The sequence below is a fragment of the Terrimonas pollutisoli genome (genome assembly GCF_029360765.1).
Lineage (GTDB): Bacteria > Bacteroidota > Bacteroidia > Chitinophagales > Chitinophagaceae > Terrimonas_B > Terrimonas_B pollutisoli.
Window position 1 is genome coordinate 145113 of sequence record NZ_JARKNA010000008.1, and the last position, 23550, is coordinate 168662.

Genomic DNA, 23550 nt, shown 5'->3' on the forward strand with positions numbered 1-23550 from the left:
AGATGTCATTCCTGTGAAGCAACCTTTTTATTTTACAAAAATAACTGCTATGACTGGTCATCAACTTTTTGAACAATACAAAACTTATCCGGGCACCTGGGATGAAATGTGCCACGAAAGTAATATCCGATCGCAATATGGACAGGTCTATAAAGATTTTGCCAATTTTCCGCTGGATGTGTTACTCCAAAAAGATAAACTGGCTGGTGAACTTTTCATGAACCAGGGCATCACGTTCACCGTGTATAGTGATGATGCAGGTATAGAAAAAATTTTCCCTTTTGACATTATACCCCGTATTCTAACCGGCTCCGAATGGAATCATATCGAGCAGGGAATAAAGCAACGGCTGAGAGCCTTGAATCTTTTTTTAAAAGACATCTATTCTGAACAGCAAATATTAAAAGATAAGGTCATACCTGCCGATCTTATTGCATCCTGCCCTCATTACACAAGAGAAGTTTTTGGTATTCGTGTGCCACATGATCTCTATGTTCATATTTCAGGCATTGATTTGATACGCAGCCAGGATGGTACGTTTTATATTTTAGAAGACAATTTGCGGACTCCCTCCGGTGTTTCTTATATGTTGGAAAACCGGGAAGTAACCAAGAAGATTTTTCCGGGAATGTTGTCGAATAGCCGGGCCAGAATGATCAACAATTATCCAATACTGCTCCATAATATCCTGGTGAGTCTTGCGCCACAACAAATCTCCAACCCCACCGTAGCATTACTGACTCCTGGCGTATACAACTCTGCTTATTTCGAGCACACGTTCCTGGCCAGGCAAATGGGTGTACAACTGGTAGAAGGTCGTGACCTGCTTGTAGACAATCATAAGGTATATATGAAGACGACCTCAGGTTTACAACAGGTGCATGTGATCTATCGCAGGATTGACGATGATTTTTTGGATCCGCTGGTATTTCGACCGGATAGTGCTTTGGGCGTTCCGGGGTTGATGAGCGCCTATCGCAAGGGAAATGTGGCTATTGTTAATGCTGTAGGCAATGGAGTAGCCGATGACAAAGCAGTGTATGCTTACGTTCCTGCCATGATCAAATACTATTTAAATGAAGAAATCATTTTACCCAATGTCCCTACTTATGGATTAGAAGATGAAGAGATAAGGAAATATGTTTTTGATAATATTGAGAAAATGGTGATCAAACGAACCAATCAGTCCGGTGGATATGGCATGGTGATGGGAAATTCCGCAAGCGAGAAGGAATTGATTGGCGCAAAAAAAGCCATATTGGAAACCCCACGGGAATTCATTGCGCAGCCGATCATCAAGCTATCGACAGTACCATGTTTTATTGACGGTAAATTACAGCCTCGTCATGTTGACCTGCGCCCCTATGCGCTGTGCGGACCGGAAGGAATAAAAGTGGTTCCCGGCGGCCTGACAAGAGTGGCGTTGCGTGAAGGATCCCTGGTTGTAAATTCTTCCCAGGGAGGTGGCAGTAAGGATACATGGGTAGTAGATCTGTAACAATCGCTAATGAACTTTTAACCCTTAAACTTTTAAATTTAGACCCCTTCATGCTTAGTAGAATTGCAGATTCATTGTTTTGGCTAAACCGATACATGGAAAGAAACGATTGCCTGATAAGAGTAATTCGCACTAATTATATTTTGTCCTTTGATACCGATCAACAGAACGATTTTTCCTTGAAAGATGCCATCATCTTATTTTCCTATAATCATGAAGTGGCTTCGCAGCATGGTGAAAACTCCGATGCTGCCTTAAAATACCTGGTGACGGATACAAGAAACCTTAATTCAAGTAAGGTATTATTGACCAAAGCCAGGGAAAATGCCCGCGGCGTACAGGATTATATCACCAAAGAGGTTTGGGAACTGGTCAATCAATCCTATCATATTGTAAATAAGCCGGGGATAGAACAACGTGTTACCGGTTCCCAGTCCCTGGAAGTGATAGATATGCTGGATCAGAATAGTGTTTTATTCTATGGTGTCATTGATAGCACGATGCCGAGAGGCCAGGGCTGGCAATTTTTAAACCTGGGTAAATTTATCGAACGATGTCTCCTTACCATCGATAACATCCTGGCTCATTCCCAGAAAATCGAACACCGGCTTGATATCCCAAATGATATTCTCTTCTGGCGAAATCTTTTACTTTCTCTCTCCGGTTATGAGTTATATCTGAAAACCTATCCCCGGGGCCAATACAATCAGAACGTAATTGAACATGTCATTTTCAATAAGAACTTTCCCCGGTCAATCATCTATTCCATGCAACGGGTCAAACGTTACTTCAAAGAAATAGCGGAGCACACTCATGTTGATGGCAGTATTTCTTTAGAAAAACAAATTGGCCGGATCTGCAGCAAAGTGGAATTTGCCGACATGAATACTATAAAACAGGAAGGATTACCTCATTTCTTATATTCGCTGCGCAATGATCTTACCGATTTTTCAAAACAGCTTACGCAGATCTATTTTTCATACGCCTAACCAGGAACGAAATGCCCGTTTTTAATATACATCACATTACCAAATACGAATATGACCGCCCGGTAAAAGAGAGTGTAAACGAAATAAGAATTTATCCATTCTCCGATTCAGGACAGGAAACCCTGCATCATGAATTGCACATCTCTGGTCATCCCGAAATTTATCTGATGCAAGACTATTGGGGCAATCGAATTGGCATGTTCAACCTGATGCCATCGCACAAAGAACTTGTTATTGAAAGCAAGCTGATTGTAAGAACACTTGGTCAGCCAGATATTTTTCTTAATAACCAGGCCGGTTTAACTATTCTGAAAAAAGAAATTGCCGATAATCTCTCCTTACTTGAACTATCAAAAATCAGTGAAATAGAATTGAAGGAAAAGATACATGAGGCTGTGAGTGAATTTTACCTGGAAGACATGCCGGTTGCTACGATCATCGAAAAATGCGGCAATTTTATTTTCAATCAATTTAAATATATTAAAGGCATTACCAATATTGAAACAACCGTAGCTGAGATATTGGATCACCGCTCAGGTGTTTGCCAGGATTTTGCCCATGTGATGCTGGAGATGTTACGAAGCCTGGGGATACCCAGCCGCTACGTTAGTGGTTATATCTGTTCAAACAAAAATGGGATGCGTGGTGAAGGCGCCACCCATGCCTGGATTGAGGCCTGGGTTCCTGGGAGTGGTTGGATCGGTAATGATCCTACTAACAATGTTTGGGTCACCAATCATCATGTAAAGTTGGCGGTAGGACGCAACTTTAATGATTGTTCTCCGATTAAAGGAACTTTCAAAGGGCCGGCCAGGCAATCTCTTTCCGTGTACGTCTCCGTGGGGTATGAGGATGGCCACCATTTTGAAGAAATAAATAAAGTAAAACTGGAATCTATGCCGGCCGATGATGAGCTACCGGAATATATAGAAAGTTTCGCCGGGCAACAGCAGCAGTAAATAATATATAGTAAGTTATTCTAAACCGGCATGTGACAGCTAATCGGTAATTTGCAGGTCTTTGATTAATCATTGATCATCGTTTACCTGTTTTAGTTATGATCCCTCTTGCTGAACGCATTCGTCCCCACACATTAGATGAGCTGGCCGGTCAAAAGCACCTGACAGGAAAGGGGAGTATATTAAGAACTGCAATAGAGAATGGCCGGATTCCCTCAATGATACTATGGGGACCTCCGGGCACAGGAAAAACAACCATCGCAAATATTATTGCCAATACGTTGAACGCTCCGTTTTTTACATTGAGTGCTATCAGTGCCGGTGTAAAAGATGTAAGAGAAGTCATAGAGCAAGCGAAGACAAAGCCCGGCTCTATCCTGTTCATTGACGAAATTCATCGTTTCAACAAGGGGCAGCAGGATGCTCTATTGGGCGCTGTTGAAAAAGGAACGATAACGCTGATCGGTGCGACGACAGAGAACCCTTCATTCGAAGTCAACAGTGCATTGCTCAGCCGATGCCAGGTATATGTATTAAAAGCGCTGGATGAAAAAGATCTTATGCTGCTATTACAGACAGCAATAGAAAAAGATGAGTTGCTGAAAAAGAAAACAATTGAATTAAAGGAGACCTCAGCCTTGATCAATATTTCCGGAGGAGATGCAAGAAAATTATTAAACCTACTCGAGCTTGTTACTGAAGCCTCCCCAAACCCCTCCGAGGGAGGGGCTTTAGAAATTACTGACAAATTGGTAATGGATATAGCTCAGAAAAAAATCGCCCTGTATGATAAGAGCGGCGAGCAACATTATGATATTATTTCAGCTTTTATAAAATCCATCCGTGGTAGCGATCCGAACGCAGCCGTGTATTGGCTGGCCCGGATGATAGAGGGCGGAGAGGATGTAAAATTTATTGCAAGAAGATTACTCATTCTAGCCAGCGAAGATATAGGGAACGCTAATCCCACTGCATTGGTGATGGCCAACGCAACATTTGAAGCAGTTAATAAAATAGGATATCCTGAGTCAAGCCTGATCTTATCACAGTGTGCTATTTATCTTGCTTCAAGTGCCAAAAGTAATTCTGCTACCGTTGCCATCGGGGCCGCTATGAACGCCGTTAACGCAAAAGGAGATTTATCGGTGCCTTTGCATATACGAAATGCCCCAACCAAATTGATGAAGAATTTAGGGTACGGCAAGGATTATGAATATTCTCACAGCTATGAAAATAACTTTTCACCACAGGAATATTTACCAAAAGAATTATCCGGTACAAAATTTTATGAGCCAGGGAAAAATGCACGGGAAGAGGAACTGAGAAAATTTCTAAAAAACCTGTGGAAGGACAAATACAATTACTGATGGACATTCAATCAAGAAAAGATATTGAACTACTAATGACTGCCTTCTACGAAAAAGTAAAAAATGATGATGCCATCGGTTTTATTTTCAATGATATTGCCCGCGTAAACTGGGACCATCATATACCCATTATTTGCGATTTCTGGGAAACTCTTTTATTAGATGCAGCTTCTTACAAAAAAAACGCCATGGAAGTTCATTATATTCTCAACAGGAAAGTACCATTCCAGGAAATACACTTTGAACAGTGGTTAAAATTTTTTTTCGAAACAGTCGATCAACTTTTTTCGGGCAAAATAGCCAACATGGCAAAAACAAAAGCAAAGTCTATCGCTGCTTTGATGCAGTTTAAAATGAAACAAGAAACCGAAGGTTTGAATAGTTTTAAGAATTCCTGACGGGGAGGTATATTATCAATCAATACCTCCCGTTCCTTACAGTTTAGTTAACTGTCCTCTTATCTCTCCGCCTCCATTATCTGCAGTGTGGATGTTTACATACCATAAATTATTCATCAAGTCCGCCTCCATGGATGCGTCCAATGCTCCCGATGACCATGTAAAAGGAGAGGGTCCCATTGTACCATAGTTCAACCCATCTACCGGCAAACCGCTGACACCCACCGCAGCTTTATGCACATGCCATACGGTGATGGCACTTGACAGGCCGGAATAGGTCACGGTAATCGTCAGTATTTTAGAGGTCTTATCATAGGAGCCTGTCACATTTCCTGTAGCAGTCGTTGTAACGGCAGGAACTTCGTTTGCTCCACTCATTGCTCCTGAAAACTGAACAATGTTATTAGTGTTATCGTCATCATCATCCTTATCGCAGGAAGATATTGCGGCCAGGCACAATATTATGCCTAGCCCAACCAGGGTTCTACGTAGCATAAATTGTAGTTTAATAGTTTACGATTAGTCTTTCCATTGTCGTATCGCTGAAAAAAGAAGTAAAGTTGCCCAAAGTATAAAACCTAATTTCGCCGCACCTGAAAATGGAATTAGTACAATTCAACAACCTAACTTTAGCGCCTTTAATAAGCTGAATTTCTATGCTCAACTGGTCGTTAAAAAAATTCGAAGACCTAAGTCCTGATGAACTGTACGCTATTTTGCGGTTACGCAGCGAAGTATTCGTAGTGGAACAAAACTGCGTTTTCCTGGATATGGATAATAAAGACCAACAATGCTATCATCTGCTGGGCTGGCAGGACGATCGTTTAGCTGCCTATACAAGGCTGGTACCGCCAGGCATTTCGTACGAGCAACCATCGATTGGGCGGGTCGTTACTTCTCCTGCGGCACGAAGAGGTGGAATTGGAAAGCTATTGATGCAAAAAAGCATTGATGAAACAATTAAACTATTCGGAAAAAATTCAATCAAGATAGGAGCACAGTTATACCTCAAAAGATTTTATGAATCATTAGGCTTTGTGCAGGTCGGTGATATCTATGATGAAGATGGCATTGATCATATCAAAATGATACGTCAATAATGCTACCTCGTAAATACACTAAGTAGAAAGACTTTTTATTAAACTAAGATTCAAAAAACTTTCTAAAAGATTCTTTTCTTACATTTTTCTTTTTCTATTTTGGGCCATAATCCAATAGAAGAAAAAACCAGAAATCTGAATCTATGAGAAACAAAGTAGTCTCCGCAGCATGTATGCTTGTGCTGTGCTTAGCTCTCAACTTATTATCCTTTCGATCTTTCTCACAATCAATTACAACCGGCAATGGAAAGTTTGAGGTAGGACTTGGTCTTGGACCGATGTTCTTTTTAGGTGATCTTGGTGGTAGTGCTGGTATCGGTCGTGACTTTTTAAAAGATGTTGACTTCCCGATGACCAAGCTTTCAAAGATGGTGTATGTAAACTATTACCCGGCAGAGTGGCTTGGGTTTCGTTTGGCTTTAAATCATGGCGTATTAGAAGGTGCTGATGCTGAAGCACCAAATAAAGGCGGCAGGGAGATTTCCCGTATCAAGAGAAATCTTAGTTTTAAATCATCGGTATTGGAAGGTTACCTGGCTGCAGAAATATATCCAACAGTATTTTTCGAACAATTTGATGGACTTCAGGGTAAACTTCGTCCATACGGACTTATTGGCATTGGCGCATATAAGTTTAAACCAAAAACACAACTTAACGGTCAATGGGTGGAACTACAGCCCCTTCATACAGAAGGACAGGGTTTGATTGATGGGAAAAAAGATTATAAGCTTACGCAAATGGAGGTACCCATGGGCTTTGGATTCAAATATTTTATCAGAGAAAATATGTATGTGGGTGCGGAAATTTTACACAGGCAATTGTTTACGGATTATGTGGATGATGTGAGCACAACTTATGTCGATCCTGTAATTTTTAATGCTTTACCAGCCTCGGATCGTAGCAAAGCTGTGCAGCTGTATTATCGCGGAGATGAGTTATCTGGCTCCACAGGTTCCCGTCCAACACCACGTGTAAACGAGCAAAGAGGCGATCCAACTGACAATGACGCCTTTTTCTCCACAATATTAAGATTTGGCTTTAGAATTGGTAATGATCCCAACAGCAATGCAAGAAAACAAATGCGTTGCCCGGTGTTTTATTAAAGACCCTCGTTATTTCCTTTAATAAATCCGATAACCCTATGAGTAAAAGATTTACACATTCCATTGCCCCTGCTATTTGCTTTGGTATTTTGGCCATGCAGCCTGCCACAGCAAAAGCAATGACATCAAAAAGGATAGACGAGGAAAAGAATCCAAGTGCAAAAACAAGATCTTCCTCCTCATTAAACAATCATGCTATAAAAATATATCCTGATGCCATCAGCAGGGCTATGCATGTGGTTGCAAAGGGAAATGAAGGAAAACAAATTGATTTTTTCATCTTTGACCTTCAGGGGGAATTAATGAAACATTATAAATTAGATGAAGGTGATCATAAAAAAATAACCGGCCTCCGGCGGGGAAAATATATTTATCATGTTTTTTGTGGCGACGAAGAAACTGCTACTGGAAAACTCGATATTCGCTAATGTTCTTTTACAAGTGCAACACCTCTGTTTCCAATAAGCAGCAGGGAGCTTAATAGAATCTGATACCCTGGTTGACAAACCTAATCCGTTCTCTATTGGTACTCTCATTAGTATAAATTTTATTAAACACTCTCTGCATATGCTTATTGGATTTTTTTGAGTTCTTTCAATTATCATAACTAAGACCCGTAAAGCAGGGAAATTGCCAAAATCCATTATCCTGAAAACACCACATTGCTGGCCTGGAAAAGATTTTTTCAATCACTCCCTGCTTTATTTACGGGAAACATAATCCCCTCATTACATATCTATCCTACTCGTATACACCTAGCTGTGCATTATTGCTTTAGTAAATACTAGCCAGATACATTATATTAGTTTACTAAAACCAACGTTTATGAATTTAATTGAACGAGTAAAAAACATTATCACTTCTCCTGCAAAAGAATGGGATGTTATTGCTACCGAACAGCCTGACACCGGTAAGATTATTACCAGCTACGTTCTACCTCTTGCTGGTGCAGCCGCTCTCGCTGCTTTTATTGGATATGGACTAATTGGGGTTAGTTATTTTGGTGTCAGGTATTCAGGAATTAACTACGGTATCTCCCAGGCCGTCTCGGTACTGGTGGGTGCATTAGTGGGCGTTTTTATCAGTGCGTTTGTAATTGATGCCTTAGCTCCAAGTTTTGAATCGGAAAAGAATATGAGCCGATCTGTGCAACTTGTTGCTTACTCTTATACCCCCGCATGGATAGGAGGACTATTGGCAATATTACCTGTGATCAGATGGCTGGGAGCTTTGGTTGCTTTATATGGTTTATATCTTTTATACATTGGCTTGCCAAAGCTCAAAAGAACACCGGCTGAAAAACATGTAGGATACTTTGTTGTATCCCTATTAGTGATAATTGTGGTTTATATTGTTATCGGAATGATCATGGTGGCCATACTTCCCGGAATGGGCCGGCCTTACGACGGCGGGTCAATTAATGTTCGTTACTGATTGAAATAATTTGCTGTGAAGAACGGTTTCAATGATTGAAGCCGTTTTTTATTTTTGTCACTTATCATCATCCCAATAAAAGTCATCCGGCTCTTGAAAATTGCTCAATTTGTCGCTGTCTAATTTAGTTTAGCTCGGTCTTCAGAAATCTGGCTGTATGACTCTCTTTATTCTTTATTAATTCTTCCGGTGTACCTTCAAATAAGATCATACCGCCGCCATCACCACCTTCCGGCCCCACGTCAATAATATGATCGGCCACTTTGATTACATCCATATTATGCTCTATCACAAGAACCGTATTTCCCCGATCCACCAGTTTATTTAACACATCCAGCAGGTGTTTGATATCTTCAAAATGCAAACCGGTAGTTGGTTCGTCCAGGATATAAAATGTTTTACCAGTATCCCTTTTTGAAAGTTCAGTAGATAACTTTACCCGTTGTGCCTCTCCCCCGCTCAATGTCACGGCCGATTGACCCAGTGTTATATAGCCCAAACCAACTTCTTCCAGCACTTTGATCTTTCTATAGATATAGGGAACCGCCTGGAAAAACTCAACAGCTTCTTCCACCGTCATTTCCAATACGTCAGCAATTGACTTTCCTTTGTATCGTATCTCCAATGTCTCCCGGTTGTAACGTTTACCATTACATTTTTCACAATGCACATACACATCAGGTAAGAAGTTCATTTCTATCACCCGCATACCACCACCTTCACAAACTTCGCAGCGGCCGCTTTTCACATTAAAAGAAAAACGACCGGCATTATAACCCCTGATCTTTGCTTCCGGCACTGAGGCGAATAACGTTCTTATCTCGGTAAAAAAGCCACAATAAGTAGCAGGGTTGCTCCGCGGTGTACGACCAATAGGTGATTGATCAATCTCCACTACCTTATCGATATTCTCCAATCCTTTTATCGATTTATATTCCAATGGCGTTCCTTTCGATCCATAGGCATGATGCGAAAGAATGGGATATAATGTTTCATTGATCAGTGTCGACTTGCCACTACCGCTTACACCAGATACTACGATAAACTTACCCAAGGGAAATTTTACATTTATATTGTTCAGGTTATTTCCTTTCGCACCTTTTAATTCTAAAAACTTGCCATTGCCTTTTCTTCGCTCAGCGGGAACTTCAATCTTTAGATGACCATTCAAATAACCTGACGTCAGCGTATTCAATTTCAATAAGTGTTTAGGATCACCCTGGGCCACCACTTTTCCGCCATGAAAACCTGCTCTTGGCCCAATGTCTATTAAATGGTCGGCCGCCAGCATAATGTCTTTATCATGTTCTACCACCAATATACTGTTCCCGATGTCACGAAGATTTTTCAACGCATCGATCAGGCGATGATTGTCACGTTGATGCAAACCGATGGACGGTTCATCCAATACATAGGTGATACCCTGCAGCTGAGAACCGATCTGGGTCGCCAATCTTATTCGTTGCGATTCACCCCCACTCAAGGTTTTGGAACTCCTGTTTAACGTGAGATATGTTAATCCTACATCGAGCAAAAACTGTAACCTTTCTCTTATTTCCTTTAATACATCTTTACCAATAATGTTTTGCTTATTGGAAATACGCAGTTCAATACCATCAAGCCATGCAGCCAAATTATCGAGGTTCATATTGCTCAGCTCTGCGATATTTCTCCCGGCCACTTTAAACCACAGGCTTTCCTTTTTTAATCGGGCTCCGCCACAACTTTCACAGGGTTTTAATTGCATGTATTCTTCGGCCCAGTTTCGCAATTCTTCCTTATGCCCATTGTTGAACCAACGGTTGAGCATATTTACAATGCCTTCATAGGTGCCATTCGAATCTTCCCTGATGTTTTCAAAATCTACTTCATTTTCTACTCCTTCCTCGTTACCGTACAACAAAATATTCAGTGCTTTTTGAGGAATATCTTTTATCGGTTTGGTCAATGATATCTTATTCTTCTTAGCAACTTCCTGGGCCTGTTTGTAAACATACGCTTCTCTTTCCCCTCCCAATGGAGCAATACCACCCTCACTGATGCTTATGCTATTATCCGGAATAACAGCTTCCATATTTATATGAAATGTTGTCCCCAATCCTTTACAAACAGGGCAGGCACCGTAAGGTGAATTGAAAGAAAATGCATTAGGGGAAGGCTCTTCATAACTAATCCCAGTGTCCTCGCACATCAATAATTTTGAATACCGGGCCTCCCCCAACCCCTCCGAAGGAGGGGCTTCAAAAACCTCCAATGATAGAGCCTTTTTCTTTTTAGCAGATTTTTCCGAAAGCCCCCCTTCGGGGGGTTGGGGGGCCACAAACATCAGGTCCTTGCCCAGCTTCAATGTCTGCTGAACGCTTTGACTCAATCTTGCTTTTAATTCGTTTGTCACCTGTAACCGGTCCACCACCAGTTCAATGTCATGAATTTTATAGCGGTCGACCTGCATTTTGGGAACAATGTCTTTTACTTCGCCATCCACTCTTACCTTCAAAAAACCTTTTTTCCTGACATCTTCAAACAGTTCACGATAATGTCCTTTTCTTCCTCTTACTAATGGCGCCAGCAGACTTATTTTTTCACCATGATATTTTGCAAAAATATTTTCAACGATTTCCTCCTCGCTCCATTTTACCATCTTCTTCCCGGTGTTGTAGGAGTATGCTTCACCAATTCTTGCAAACAATAACCGAAGAAAATCATATACCTCTGTGATGGTCCCCACAGTGGATCGGGGGTTTTTATTGGTGGTTTTTTGCTCAATAGAAATTACGGGTGACAGCCCGGTGATTTTATCGACATCTGGTCGCTCCATATCACCAATGAATTGTCGGGCATAGGCGCCGAAAGTTTCCATGTAACGACGCTGACCTTCGGAGTAAATGGTATCAAAGGCCAATGATGACTTACCACTTCCGCTAATCCCCGTAATGACAACCAATTTGTTTTTTGGGATTGAAATATCAATATTCTTTAGGTTATGCTCCCTTGCGCCAAAAACATCAATCGCATCTGCCCTGGTATTCTCCATATTTTTAAACAGGTTCCTTTTTCAGTATTAAAAGAGGCCAACGAAGATAAAACAAGCGTTAAAGCAAAAAGTTAGAAAAATTCGAATCCAACTTTATCGTTTGAAAACGAGGGTCTCAGGAAGGGGTTATTTCGCAAAAAACAACTTTTTTTATCGATTTTCCGTGAAAAACGAATTTCTGGCACAATATTTAAATAAGATGTGTCGAAACCAGATATTAAATCATTCAAAATTTGAAAATACCATGAAAAAAATCGCAATCATTACCAGCGCAGCGCTTTTATTTGCTACGGCTGCCGTTAATGCCCAAACGGACACCGTTCCCAAACAGCCCACTGAACAACCAGCAGCTCAACAACCTGTAGCTACTGAACAGACACAACAGCCTACCGCTAAAGTATATAATGATAAATACAATAACTGGAGTGCTGATACTTACAAAATGCAGCCAATGCCAGAGGCATTAACTATCGAAAAAATATTTCCTGTATTGGGTAAATACCAGCTCACTGACAAAGACGGGGCAGCATCTACTGTAACAATTGCAATGGATGAATCTAATAAAGGTATTGTTTGGATTGATGGTTTACCACAAGGTAAAATAAAAGCTACGCTCAGAAAATCTCCTGCTACTTACAAAATTCCTGTTCAAAAATTAGAAGAAGAAACTCCCGTAGTAGCTGAAGAAACAACAACGGATGCTAAGAAAGCAAAAACTGCAAAAGCTAAACCCGCTAAAGAATTGGCTGAAGGTGTTTTAATCTATGACAAAGACGCTAACGTTTTAAATGTATGCATTGGTTGCAAATACGATAATGAAAACCCTGCAGTTGCCTTCACACCTGCTACAACTGAAGAGCCAGCAGCAACTGAAGAAGCTCCTAAAAAAGCTAAAACAACTAAAAAGTCAACAGCAAAGAAAGTTGTTAAAGTAAAACCTGTTCATTACACTGGTAGCAAGATAATCGAAACTCCTGCTGCTACAGAACAGCCCGCAACTCAGCAGCCAGCTGTACAACAATAAGAAAGAAATAGTCAATTTGTATCCAATGAAAAATATTTGGAGGTTGCCCGTAAGCAACCTCTTTTTTATTTCAGTAATTGCTTATTAGGTTTCGCCAACAACTGTTGATGAATTTTAACTGCAAAAAAATTTGGCCATCTGAATATTGCGCCATTATCTTTGCACCAGTTCTTTACAGATCACTTATCAAGAAAGGCAGAGGGTAATGGCCCGATGAAGCCTTGACAACCTATTCCGACATCCTGAGTTTATCGAAGGACGGAAAAAGGTGCCAATTCCACCCCGACGGGAATGTCGGGACAGATAAGTCAGATTCAAAGCTTCAAAATATCTAATCACAATATTCAAAAGCTCATCTGATTTATCGGATGAGCTTTTTTGTTGTCCGACTGAACCGGCAACTAATACTCTCCGGTAAGCATTGTCTCCCCTTCTTGTTTCAGTGTTCGTAAAGACTTGTCTAATCAATTTTTAATCAGCTCCCCGACTAAAAGTGAGCAACAAAATGTCTAAACAAAATGAGTAACGCAACACAACTAATCCACAGCATCCCGGTAGATCCGCTAACCGGAGCCATCTCCGTTCCTATTTATCAAACCAGCACTTTTGTGCAAGAGGCGCCGGGTGTAAACAAAGGTTATGATTATGCCCGAACCGGCAATCCAACCCGTACAGTATTAGAAACGCTAATTGCAACGCTTGAAAACGGGAGCACCGGTATTGCATTTGGCAGCGGGCTGGCTGCTATTGATGCGGTGGTGAAGCTTTTGAAAAGCGGTGACGAAATAGTAGCAGTTGATGATATTTATGGCGGAGCGTTTCGCTTGTTTACACATGTTTATGAGAAGTTCGGTATTACTGTTAACTATGTAGACGCAACAAACGCAGAGAATGTTTTCAACGCTGTCACGACCAGGACAAAATTGATCTGGATAGAAACACCAACCAATCCAACATTAAAAATATCAGACATCGAAGCCATCGCAAAAATTGCAAAAGCCAACCGATGTTTGCTTTGCGTGGATAATACTTTTGCTTCACCCGCCTTACAACAACCTCTTTCGCTTGGAGCTGATATTGTAGTGCACTCCGCCACTAAATACCTCGGCGGCCATAGTGATTTGATTGCCGGGCTGGTTGTAACAAAAGAGAAAGAGATTGGTGAAAAAATTAAATTCATTCAAAATGCAAGTGGTGCAATCCTGTCCCCATTTGACAGTTGGCTGGTCATACGTGGTATCGAAACTTTAGAACTGCGGGTGAAACAGCATAGCGCCAATGCGTTGGCTATAGCTAAATTTTTAGAAAGACATCCCGGTGTTGACAAAGTATTTTACCCTGGTTTAAAATCTCACCCTAATCATATTGTGGCTGCCCGGCAATCAAAAGCTTTTGGAGGTGTAGTATCATTTACCCTAAAAGACGACACAATTGAAGCCGCTACAGCTTTTGTAAAGTCAACCCGCTATTTCAAACTGGCCGAAAGCCTGGGAGGCGTAAAAAGCCTTCTATGCCACCCGGCGCAAATGACGCACAAATCAATACCTGAAATAAAAAGAAAAGCAGCCGGTGTAGCTGACAGCCTGATACGGCTTTCTGTAGGATTAGAAGAAACCGACGACTTAATAAAAGACCTGGAACAAGCATTTTTTAACCTTAAAACAAACATCCGTTCACAAAACGCATTAACAGTTAATTAGAAAAAGGCGATGGGAAAAATTTGTTTGATCAAAATTAGCCTACTAAATTCGTAGGATAATTAAACTCACGGTGACACAACAACAAAATATCATTCTTAAAACTCGCAAGAGTGTTTGTTGTACCACCTGTTGTATGTAGTAGTATCTCATACAAATTTTCCTCCCTCTGACTTGTAGCCTTGCTTCTGACCCGCTTGTTTCAAACTTTTAAAAAAATAAATTATGAGTAACAAACTCCATTTCGAGACTCTCCAGCTTCATGCTGGTCAACAAATTGACCCCACTACCAAATCCAGGGCGGTTCCAATTTATCAAACTACTTCTTATGGTTTCAACAGCACTGATCATGCTGCTAATCTTTTTGGATTGCGTGAATTTGGAAATATCTATACCCGCATCATGAATCCAACTACGGATGTTTTTGAGCAGCGCATTGCCGCTTTGGAAGCTGGTGTTGCTGCATTGGCAACTTCTTCGGGACAGGCCGCACAATTTCTTGCACTAAATAATATTCTGCAAGCAGGAGACAATTTTGTATCAACTCCTTACCTGTACGGTGGTACTTATAACCAGTTTAAAGTTGCTTTTAAACGTCTCGGTATTGAAGCCCGGTTTGCAACGGCTGATGATGTAGAGAGCTTTGTGCCGCTGATTGATAAAAACACCAAAGCAATTTATCTTGAAACCATTGGCAATCCAAGATTGAACATTCCTGACTTTGAAAAATTTGCCGACCTGGCTAAGGAGTATGACCTGCCATTGGTAGTTGATAACACATTTGCAGCAGGTGGCTATTTATTTCGTCCATTGGAGCACGGCGCCAATGTTGTCGTTGAATCAGCGACCAAATGGATCGGCGGACATGGCACCAGCATTGGCGGCGTAATTGTAGATGGTGGAAATTATAACTGGGGCAATGGCAAGTTTTCGCAGTTTACAGAACCGTCTGAAGGTTATCATGGCTTGAAATTCTGGGATGTATTTGGAGAAGGAAACCCGCTTGGCTTGCCCAATATCGCCTTTGCAATTCGTGCCAGGGTGGAAGGCCTTCGTGATTTTGGTCCTTCATTAAGTCCTTTTAATTCATTCCTGCTTTTACAAGGACTGGAAACTTTATCACTCCGTGTTCAGCGACATGTGGACAATGCATTGGCATTAGCCGAATGGCTTGAACAACATCCACAAGTAGAATATGTATGGTATCCCGGTTTGAAAAGCAGCCCTTATAATGCGCTTGCTAAAAAATACCTGAAACGTGGCTTTGGCGGCATCCTGAATTTTGGCATCAAAGGCGGTCTTGAAAACGGAAAGAAATTTATCGACTCGTTACAACTGATCAGCCATTTAGCCAATGTAGGTGATTCCAAATCCCTGGCTATTCATCCAGCCTCTACCACACACGAACAGTTAAGTGAAGCTGAACAAAAAGAAGCCGGTGTATTACCAAATTTAATTCGCATCAGCACAGGCACAGAGCATATTGACGATATCAAGGCAGATTTTGAACAGGCATTTCAAAAAGTATTTGCAAAAGAACTAGTAGCATAAGATGACATCGATTTTTAAATACGATAATTCGTTTACGTTAGAGTCAGGGGTAACTCTTCCGGGTTACCACCTGGCTTATACTACCCATGGAAAACTGAATGCTGATAAAAGCAATGTGGTATGGATATTTCATGCATTAACGGCTAACAGCAACCCTTTGGAATGGTGGCCCGGTCTTGTTGGTGATGGAAGGTTTTTTGACCCGGCAAAATATTTTATTATTTGCGTCAACAAACCCGGCAGTCCTTATGGCAGCATTTCACCATTAAGCATCAACCCGCAAACCAATCAACCTTACTATCACGACTTTCCTCTTTTTACCATTCGTGATATGGTAAGAACTTACCAGCACTTAAAAGATCATTTAGGAATAAGTAAAATTTTTATTGCTCTTGGTGGCAGCACAGGAGGAATGCAACTGCTGGAATGGGCCATTGAAGAGCCGGCATTGTTTGAACATATCGTCCCGATTGCAACCAATGCAATTTTATCGCCGTGGGGAATTGCCTTCAATGCCTCCCAACGCATGGCGATTGAAGCTGATAGTTCCTGGCTGGAAAGAAGACCTGATGCCGGTCAAAAAGGATTGGCGGCAGCAAGATCTATTGCTTTACTTTCCTACCGGCACTACAACGGCTATGATATAACGCAGGCAAGGGACAAGGCCTTTGTTGCTCTGCATAATGAAGTGGTTTTTGCCTCGGACAATTACCAGCGGTACCAGGGGCTGAAACTCGTAAATCGTTTTAATGCGCTTTGTTATTATCGCCTTAGTCAAAGCATGGACAGTCATGATGTAGGAAGAAAAAGAGGAGGTGTCGAAGCTGCATTGCAGAAAATAACCGCAAAAACCCTGGTAATAGGCATCAAGTCAGATGTTCTTTATCCAATTGCTGAACAGGAGTATTTGCAGAAAACTATTCGTGGCGCCGAACTGTTAAACATTGCAAGCGATTTTGGGCATGATGGCTTTTTATTGGAATATGAAAAAATTGAACCAGCCCTAAGAAAGTTTATTGAAGACAAACAATCACATCATTTAAAAGTAGTGAACGAATAAAGTTCAAGAGTTTGGGTGTTCACAAGTTCAAAAAACGACCCGCAACTTGTGAACAAATGAACTTGTGAACTGAAAAACTTAAACATGGAAACACATAAGCAATTAACGATCGGTTTATTTGGATTCGGCGTAGTGGGTGAAGGGCTTTACAAAGTGCTGCAACAAACACCATCCCTTAAAGCCACCCTGAAAAAAGTATGTATCAAGAACCCGGAAAAGAAAAGGAACGCCCCGGCATCTTTATTTACAACGGACAAAGAAGTCTTGTTGAATGATCCGGAGATAAATGTCATAGTGGAAGTGATCGACGATGCTGATGCTGCATACCAGATCGTATCGACGGCACTAAAAAATGGAAAGGATGTGGTGAGTGCCAGTAAAAAAATGATCGCCGAACATCTGCCAGCCTTATTGGATATACAACAGCAAACTGGCCAGTCTCTCTTGTACGAGTCTGCCGCTTGTGCCTCCATCCCTGTCATCAGAAATCTTGAAGAGTATTATGATAATGATCTGCTGCATTCCATCAAGGCCATCGTTAATGGATCAACCAATTTCATTCTTACTAAAATGTTTGAAGAAGGTCTTGATTTTAAACAGGCGTTGATTTTAGCGCAACAGCTTGGTTTTGCTGAAAGCAATCCAAAACTGGATGTAGAGGGGTTTGATGCAGTGAATAAATGGACCTTCCTGCTGACACATGCTTATGGCATCATCGAGTCTCCTGAAAATATTTTGTTTAATGGTATCCAAAACATCCAGGCCGGCGATGCAATCGTAGCAAAAGAAAAGAATCACCAGATTAAACTGGTAGCCCAGGCTAAAAAATTACAAAACGGGAAAGTAGCGGCATTTGTATTGCCTCAATTTGTAAAACCGGACGACCACCTTGCTTTTGTAAAAAATGAATACAATGGCGTGGTAATTGAAAGTGGATTTGCTGACAAGCAATTTTTCTATGGCAAGGGAGCTGGAAGCTTTCCAACCGCTTCGGCTGTATTGAGTGATATTTCTGCTTTGCGCTATCAATATAAATACGAGTATAAAAAATTATATCATCACCAGCCGCATGAGCTAAGCCAGGATGTGTTTCTGCGGGTTTATGTGAGCTTTGATGACATTCAATATATACCAAAGGATCGCTTTGAATGGCTGGAAGAATGGCATGCGCAGGAGGAAAGAAAATACCTGGTAGGTGTGATCTCCTTCCAGCAGCTGATTGGCAATGACTGGTGGAAAGAAAATAATACGTCGCTGATTCTTACCCCTGACCCGGTGATTGAAGATGTTGAACTTAGAAAATTAAAAAAGAAAAGCCTCGAATTAGCCGGACTTCTATAGTTTTTCTTATTAGTTGTGTAGTTATACAAGAGGTCTCTGTCAAAGAGGCCTTTTGCATTTTATTTAGTTGGCAGAACTGTTCATGTTAATCCTTCTAATCATGCATCTATGATATTTTCATCAGCCTATTAAAAAAGGAAAGTCCTGCCTTTCGGCAGGACTTTGTCGGGAAGACAGGATTCGAACCAGCTTATAAATTAATTGATTATCAATGTGTTCCTTACTCAGAGAATATCAAACTCACGGATTAACTCACTGACAAATAAAACTCGAAAGAGCATGTTGCAAATCTAAAGCTTGCAAGATAGTTTACCAAATAAGAAAGGCTCTTTGAGGAGCCATTTCAATTTCTAATATCCTTCTTCTAATAACCGCTTCACATCTTCCTTATTATAATAGTTGGTACCGCCGATTTTTTTCATGCGAAGCTTTCTTGTGATCCGGAGCGCAACCAATTTGTTCACAGAACAACCCAGAATCTTCCGCACATGAGATGTCTTATATCCTTCAATGTTTTCATTGGTAGGTTGCCGAGCTTGAATAATGATTGTTTTAAGATCATTAATCAGCTGCGTTCGTAATTCCTGCAAATCTTCCTTCGTCACTATTTCTACTGACATACACTTATTTTTTTATAAGAAATAATATCAAGATCTCGCAATATGGATAAAGCCCGTTGCCGGGCTTTATCCTGGGTTTATCCCCGCCTGCACCCATATTGCTGGCGGGTCGCTCTCCAGCGTTGCCCGCTTCCTCTTCTGGGCGGTTTTCCTATTCGGTTTCTATTTCATCTGCTTTTTTGCCTCACCAAAAGTGATCAACAATTGCTGAATAGAATCCGCTTCCAACAATATTTTATCTCCATATTCTTTCCTGAATGATAAAATATCTTCATCCTTTACTTTCATGATAGTATAATCTTTTTCCTGCTCCTTTTTAATTAAAAAAACTCTCATTTCGGTTCAGCATTTTTCATATACACCAGGCTTTTTAAAAAGGGATTAAATGATGGGATATATTTGATGTATCCGTATTCCTCTAATTCCTTTATACATTTATGGTAAGTGGCCCGGCCATTGATCTTTGCGATTTGCATCACTTCTTGCCTGGTAACGGAAACAGGATTCTGAAAATGATTGAGATTCCAAAACTGAAATAATGCCATGTAGATGCTAATATGAGTAACCCCGATTCTGGCATCATACTCTATAGCTTTATAAAATTCAGATAATTGTTCTAACTGTCCCATAAGACATTGTTTTTAAATCTTCACTCCCTTACCTGTGCTTTCCTTATTCTTTGGCAACAAATCGTCATCACCTCCTTTCGCTTTCCCCCTCACTTTTTTTTTCTCGGTTTTGGGAATTAAATCATCACCTTCACCGTTTTGCTTTTTATTCCCTTTCTTTTCACCATTTACTTCCGATTGTTTTGCATTTCTCACTTCAACGGTAATTGCTCTTAAATTTTTATCGTATAATGCTACCTTATTAGCTTTACCGCTTTCAGGCTCTGCTGCAATAAATATTCTTTCTCCATTTTGGTCAGTAGCTGCCTGAAGATTCCCTTTCTTTAATGACTGCAGAAGATCTTTTGTTTGGGTTTGATCTTCCAATTCCTTAATTGAATGCTTTCCTAAAGCTTTTTCAATATCATACCCAAAATTTTCATGATACCTTTGCATTTTATAATTACCTTGATCATTCTTATTCTCAAAATCGAGTTTAACCCAAGCATTGTATTTTTGTCCGTCTGAATTCACAAAGTCTTTGTTAACAGCACGGCCTTCTAATAAATTAGCCGCTTCCTTCAAAGTAAATCCTCTTCCTTTGTCCATATAAAAAGTTTGCTCCAGGGTTTCATTGCCTTTGCTCAGTCTTGCATCGTACTTATTAAAAAAATACATTTCGTTCTGCTCTCCCTGTTTGAAATAAAGAGTAGCTTCCATTTTCCGGTTATTGAAGTCTGTTGAATGGTTCAACGTAAATTCCGGAATAGCCTTTTTAATATTGCTTTCCAATTCCGCGTTTAACGCTTCACCAAAACCTGAAAACTTCAGGTTGTTGTTCAGGTAGTTTAAATTATCCTGGTTCATAATATCATTTTTTGAAGTTGATAAATCATTTTGTTTTACTTGCACAAGAAAATCGGGTCTTTTAACGGAATAGACCGGTACGTAAGTATCCCATAAATAGTTAGCTGTCGTTACTCCATTCTCCATTTTGGAGAGCCGTAACAAATCGGCCTTGATGTCATTTACCTGATTAATGCCTCTATCCCATACATCCGGGTCCTCTGTATAATCATAATACCAATCTGCACCCGCCATTTTCTTCATTAAGCCAGCGACATCAAAACCATCAAGTATATTCCTGGGAATGGGATAATTATTTTCCATAGCATTGAATTTAAAGGTTGCAAATTTGTACTCACTTCAGATCAGGTAAGGAAACAGCTTTAATAATCTTGTTATTTTTCACTTTCATAAATAGATGCCTGCCGCCATTTTTTTCCATGATTTGAATAGCCAAGTATTTGGCATCAGGAATCGTGAATTTATCCAGCGCTACAACTATGACATTGTTGTTTCCGGCTTTCACTTGCATAGTATTACCAGCTATATACAAAGGTTTTAATTCGATTTCCTGTATAGCTGTTCGCTTACCTTTCTTCTTATCGCGGATATAAAACCGCAGCAGCACAATGTCATAGTCAATGGGGCTTTGATTATCGAGCTGCAGTTGGTAATAGATAACATTCTCTTTGATGTATATGCCCGTTATTTTCGCCAGCATATCCCAGTTATGATCCCGTATGCCATGCATTGTTCGCTGGTTATCTAAAATACCATTGGCATAGGTGGCTAATGTCGCCTTACTGTTAACAGGCATATTATAGATCCATACTGACGGTTTACTATCATAGCATACCCCAAATGAATAGACACTGCCATCGTCAGTTACCACACTTAAATTGGTTTCTGGAAATTCCTTTGCGGCTGCTTTGACGAGCAAGATGTTATCAGCCTCTTTTACTTGCTGCACCAGCACGTCTTTTGTTCCCCTGTCCACATGACGGATGGCAAAAGGAAAGATCAGGCTGGTAGTTTTATCTGTTGTAATACATAAGGATGGGGTTTGCGCCATAGCGGAAACGAGTAGCCAGCATCCACAAACCAAACACACAAATCGTTTCATAAAAATTGTTTTTAGTGGTTAAGAAATTATTGTTGAATATTTCTGTCCTTGAGTAAAACCTGATAACCAGCTTTAACCATAACCTTGACCAATTTAACTTTTTTGCTCAGTAAACTTTTTGCGGCGTTGATACCAGCCGCTGCCGCCTGCGCTTTAAATGACGGATCCATAGTGGAAAGTTCCATTAGTTGCAGGCCGTTGTCGGCAGATTGCTTTGCAACATCACGGGTGATTGCACCGGGAATATGAATGCCGGGCAGTCCATCCATATCATACACTTCCAGCTTAACAGTAAATAACGACTGATCGCAACGAATGGAATTGATTTCAATTTGCAGGCGTTCATCATTAAGGGAAGTAATCCCAAACACAAAATTGCCTTTTGGGATCAGGGAGCCATTGATATAAATATCGTTCAGCAAACGAAGCTTCACCACAGCGCCATTTACTAATGTCTGATTTTCATGTACGACAGCCTCAATAGCATTATTACCTTCGTTAGCCTCTGATTCTTCATTTAATCCATAAAATCCTGTTTCGTTATCCTGCTTTTTCTCTACAGTATCTAGCAAACTGATACGTTCCTCTTTCGGCTCTTTACTGACAGCAAATACCTGTTGTTTACTTTGCAAGGACTTTTCTCTGATGCGATCTTTGACCCTTTCAGGATGCTGAATATCCAGTATCTTATTTAAAGTATTGTCTAGTTGCCTCATTTCCGGGTCATCGGTATCGGTTTTATTCATCATTCCCATCATGCTTTCCAATCTGTCTACCTCATTTGAAAATGCCGGGTCAAACCCATTTTCTTTTTCGTTGACCATTTCATCATTTACTGCTGTCGTTTTATTTAACTCCTTTTCCAGTAGTGTGAGTTTTTGGATGATCTTTTGTTCAGGATCATTCCCTTTATTTTCATAGGGCGAGGTATTTAATCTTTGATTAAATTTTGATGTTGTTTTCTCTGTGAGTTGTTCCAGGTCATTAGAAACAGGTTTACTTAGTATGGTATCCCTTTTCATATAATAAGGATCGCTTCGCATCCACTCCTGCAACTTCATGGAATCTTTATCGGCCTTATAGTAAAAACTAAGTTTGTCCGAAACCTTGTCTTCCTTTAGGTTCGCATCCGGAAGGTTAAGATTTAACCCCTGATTATTGACAGAAGGCTTCGAACCGTCGCTTCCTTTACCGCCACCCATTGCCCAGAAGGCCATTGTTAGAAACGGGATGACCAGTAAAGGCATTACCAGCATCATTTTTCTTTTTCGCAGGAATGCTTGCGATCTTTCTGCACTTTTCATACGTTTCATTTTAGTTTTTGTGAATTATAAATTTCCTCCAGCATCAGAATACTATCCATTAAGCCGGGTCTTGCGATCATGATGCTATCATAGAGTTTGCTTTTATTGATTTGAAGACTATCCATGTATTGTTTGAATCTCTGTATTTTCCGGTAGGTTTCTTTATCCACATAGCTTTCAGGTGGAATTATTTCATCGCCTGCTTTGTCGAAGTGTTTGGGCACTTCTACCTGGTCAATTTGGAACGAACGCTGTTTTTTATCGGAACTGAAAATCGCATTGGCAATTAGATAAATACTATATCCACCGCAACTAAGACAGAAGGCGATCAAAAAGGTTTTTAATTTTTTTATATTCATACCGGCAAACAGTTTATTCATAAAATCAGTAAATTTCGATTGCATCTTTATTCCTGCACCCGCGATCGTTCCAGCTACCTTATCCTGCAATGGGTTTTCCTTTTGTTCTTTATTTCTTTTTCTGCCAAACATGAA

The 23550-nt window shown here is 40.5% G+C and carries 23 protein-coding genes and 1 riboswitch; of the genes, 14 read left to right on the plus strand and 9 right to left on the minus strand.

The features are described 5' to 3' along the window. Nucleotides 1–49: 49 nt before the first annotated feature. The 5 genes from P2W73_RS14955 (at nt 50) to P2W73_RS14975 (ending at nt 5211) form a co-directional block, all read left to right on the plus strand. On the plus strand, nt 50–1498 hold the full coding sequence (locus P2W73_RS14955; protein ID WP_276502873.1) for a circularly permuted type 2 ATP-grasp protein: 1449 nt from the start codon (nt 50–52) through the stop codon (nt 1496–1498). Nucleotides 1499–1548: 50 nt separating this feature from the next. Continuing rightward, entirely contained in the window at nt 1549–2487 is a 939-nt protein-coding gene (locus P2W73_RS14960; RefSeq protein WP_276502874.1) for an alpha-E domain-containing protein, read from the plus strand. Nucleotides 2488–2498: 11 nt separating this feature from the next. After that, nucleotides 2499–3446: a transglutaminase family protein gene (locus P2W73_RS14965; RefSeq protein ID WP_276502875.1), complete on the plus strand. Its 948-nt coding sequence runs from the start codon at nt 2499–2501 to the stop codon at nt 3444–3446. A 98-nt stretch (nt 3447–3544) separates the two neighbouring features. Further along, nucleotides 3545–4813: a replication-associated recombination protein A gene (locus P2W73_RS14970; RefSeq protein WP_276502876.1), complete on the plus strand. Its 1269-nt coding sequence runs from the start codon at nt 3545–3547 to the stop codon at nt 4811–4813. Next, nucleotides 4813–5211, plus strand: coding sequence for a group III truncated hemoglobin (locus P2W73_RS14975; RefSeq protein WP_276502877.1), 399 nt, complete (start codon nt 4813–4815; stop codon nt 5209–5211). The genes P2W73_RS14970 and P2W73_RS14975 overlap by 1 nt, the downstream gene beginning before the upstream one ends. Nucleotides 5212–5247: 36 nt before the next feature. Here P2W73_RS14975 and P2W73_RS14980 read toward each other — a convergent pair whose 3' ends face one another. Next, on the minus strand, nt 5248–5706 hold the full coding sequence (locus tag P2W73_RS14980; protein ID WP_276502878.1) for a CHRD domain-containing protein: 459 nt from the start codon (nt 5704–5706) through the stop codon (nt 5248–5250). Nucleotides 5707–5867: 161 nt separating this feature from the next. Between P2W73_RS14980 and P2W73_RS14985 the strand changes: the two genes are divergently transcribed. The 4 genes from P2W73_RS14985 to P2W73_RS15000 all read left to right on the plus strand — a co-directional run bounded on the left by P2W73_RS14985 (nt 5868) and on the right by P2W73_RS15000 (nt 8848). After that, nucleotides 5868–6311: a GNAT family N-acetyltransferase gene (locus tag P2W73_RS14985; RefSeq protein WP_276502879.1), complete on the plus strand. Its 444-nt coding sequence runs from the start codon at nt 5868–5870 to the stop codon at nt 6309–6311. Nucleotides 6312–6454: 143 nt separating this feature from the next. After that, nucleotides 6455–7414, plus strand: a complete 960-nt coding sequence (locus P2W73_RS14990; RefSeq protein WP_276502880.1) for a hypothetical protein — start codon at nt 6455–6457, stop codon at nt 7412–7414. Between the two features lie 38 nt (nt 7415–7452). Beyond that, the gene (locus tag P2W73_RS14995; RefSeq protein WP_276502881.1) at nt 7453–7842 is read left to right on the plus strand and encodes a hypothetical protein; all 390 of its coding nucleotides are present in this window, start codon (nt 7453–7455) and stop codon (nt 7840–7842) included. A gap of 397 nt (nt 7843–8239) precedes the next feature. Next, nucleotides 8240–8848, plus strand: a complete 609-nt coding sequence (locus tag P2W73_RS15000) for a Yip1 family protein (RefSeq protein ID WP_276502882.1) — start codon at nt 8240–8242, stop codon at nt 8846–8848. Nucleotides 8849–8972: 124 nt separating this feature from the next. Here the strand turns inward: P2W73_RS15000 and uvrA are convergent, their stop codons facing one another. Continuing rightward, nucleotides 8973–11882 carry an excinuclease ABC subunit UvrA gene (uvrA, locus tag P2W73_RS15005; protein ID WP_276502883.1) on the minus strand — a complete coding sequence of 970 codons (2910 nt, stop codon included), beginning with the start codon at nt 11880–11882 and terminating at the stop codon, nt 8973–8975. A 163-nt stretch (nt 11883–12045) separates the two neighbouring features. Between uvrA and P2W73_RS15010 the strand changes: the two genes are divergently transcribed. The 5 genes from P2W73_RS15010 (at nt 12046) to P2W73_RS15030 (ending at nt 18555) form a co-directional block, all read left to right on the plus strand. Continuing rightward, nucleotides 12046–12906 (plus strand): hypothetical protein, encoded by an 861-nt coding sequence (locus P2W73_RS15010; protein ID WP_276502884.1) that lies wholly within the window; start codon nt 12046–12048, stop codon nt 12904–12906. Nucleotides 12907–13086: 180 nt separating this feature from the next. Then, nucleotides 13087–13216, plus strand: a riboswitch (SAM riboswitch). Between the two features lie 208 nt (nt 13217–13424). Further along, nucleotides 13425–14606, plus strand: coding sequence for a trans-sulfuration enzyme family protein (locus P2W73_RS15015; RefSeq protein ID WP_276502885.1), 1182 nt, complete (start codon nt 13425–13427; stop codon nt 14604–14606). 222 nt (nt 14607–14828) lie between these two features. Further along, the gene (locus P2W73_RS15020) at nt 14829–16154 is read left to right on the plus strand and encodes an O-acetylhomoserine aminocarboxypropyltransferase/cysteine synthase family protein (RefSeq protein WP_276502886.1); all 1326 of its coding nucleotides are present in this window, start codon (nt 14829–14831) and stop codon (nt 16152–16154) included. Nucleotide 16155: 1 nt separating this feature from the next. Continuing rightward, complete coding sequence (locus P2W73_RS15025; RefSeq protein WP_276502887.1) at nt 16156–17214, plus strand: homoserine O-acetyltransferase family protein; 1059 nt, start codon at nt 16156–16158, stop codon at nt 17212–17214. An 84-nt stretch (nt 17215–17298) separates the two neighbouring features. Continuing rightward, a complete protein-coding gene (locus tag P2W73_RS15030) occupies nt 17299–18555 on the plus strand; it encodes a homoserine dehydrogenase (protein WP_276502888.1) in 1257 nt (418 codons plus the stop codon). Nucleotides 18556–18905: 350 nt separating this feature from the next. Here P2W73_RS15030 and P2W73_RS15035 read toward each other — a convergent pair whose 3' ends face one another. The 7 genes from P2W73_RS15035 to P2W73_RS15065 form a co-directional block, all read right to left on the minus strand. Further along, nucleotides 18906–19175, minus strand: coding sequence for a helix-turn-helix domain-containing protein (locus P2W73_RS15035; protein WP_276502889.1), 270 nt, complete (start codon nt 19173–19175; stop codon nt 18906–18908). A 162-nt stretch (nt 19176–19337) separates the two neighbouring features. Further along, nucleotides 19338–19511: a hypothetical protein gene (locus tag P2W73_RS15040; protein WP_276502890.1), complete on the minus strand. Its 174-nt coding sequence runs from the start codon at nt 19509–19511 to the stop codon at nt 19338–19340. Next, complete coding sequence (locus tag P2W73_RS15045; RefSeq protein ID WP_276502891.1) at nt 19508–19804, minus strand: hypothetical protein; 297 nt, start codon at nt 19802–19804, stop codon at nt 19508–19510. Before P2W73_RS15045 ends, P2W73_RS15040 begins: the two co-directional genes overlap by 4 nt. Before the next feature lie 12 nt (nt 19805–19816). Further along, nucleotides 19817–20953 carry a hypothetical protein gene (locus tag P2W73_RS15050; RefSeq protein ID WP_276502892.1) on the minus strand — a complete coding sequence of 379 codons (1137 nt, stop codon included), beginning with the start codon at nt 20951–20953 and terminating at the stop codon, nt 19817–19819. Nucleotides 20954–20984: 31 nt separating this feature from the next. Beyond that, the gene (gene traN, locus P2W73_RS15055; RefSeq protein WP_276502893.1) at nt 20985–21752 is read right to left on the minus strand and encodes a conjugative transposon protein TraN; all 768 of its coding nucleotides are present in this window, start codon (nt 21750–21752) and stop codon (nt 20985–20987) included. A gap of 26 nt (nt 21753–21778) precedes the next feature. Continuing rightward, nucleotides 21779–23065, minus strand: coding sequence for a conjugative transposon protein TraM (gene traM / locus P2W73_RS15060; protein WP_276502894.1), 1287 nt, complete (start codon nt 23063–23065; stop codon nt 21779–21781). Continuing rightward, a complete protein-coding gene (locus P2W73_RS15065) occupies nt 23062–23547 on the minus strand; it encodes a hypothetical protein (protein WP_276502895.1) in 486 nt (161 codons plus the stop codon). The genes traM and P2W73_RS15065 overlap by 4 nt, the downstream gene beginning before the upstream one ends. Nucleotides 23548–23550 lie beyond the last annotated feature (3 nt).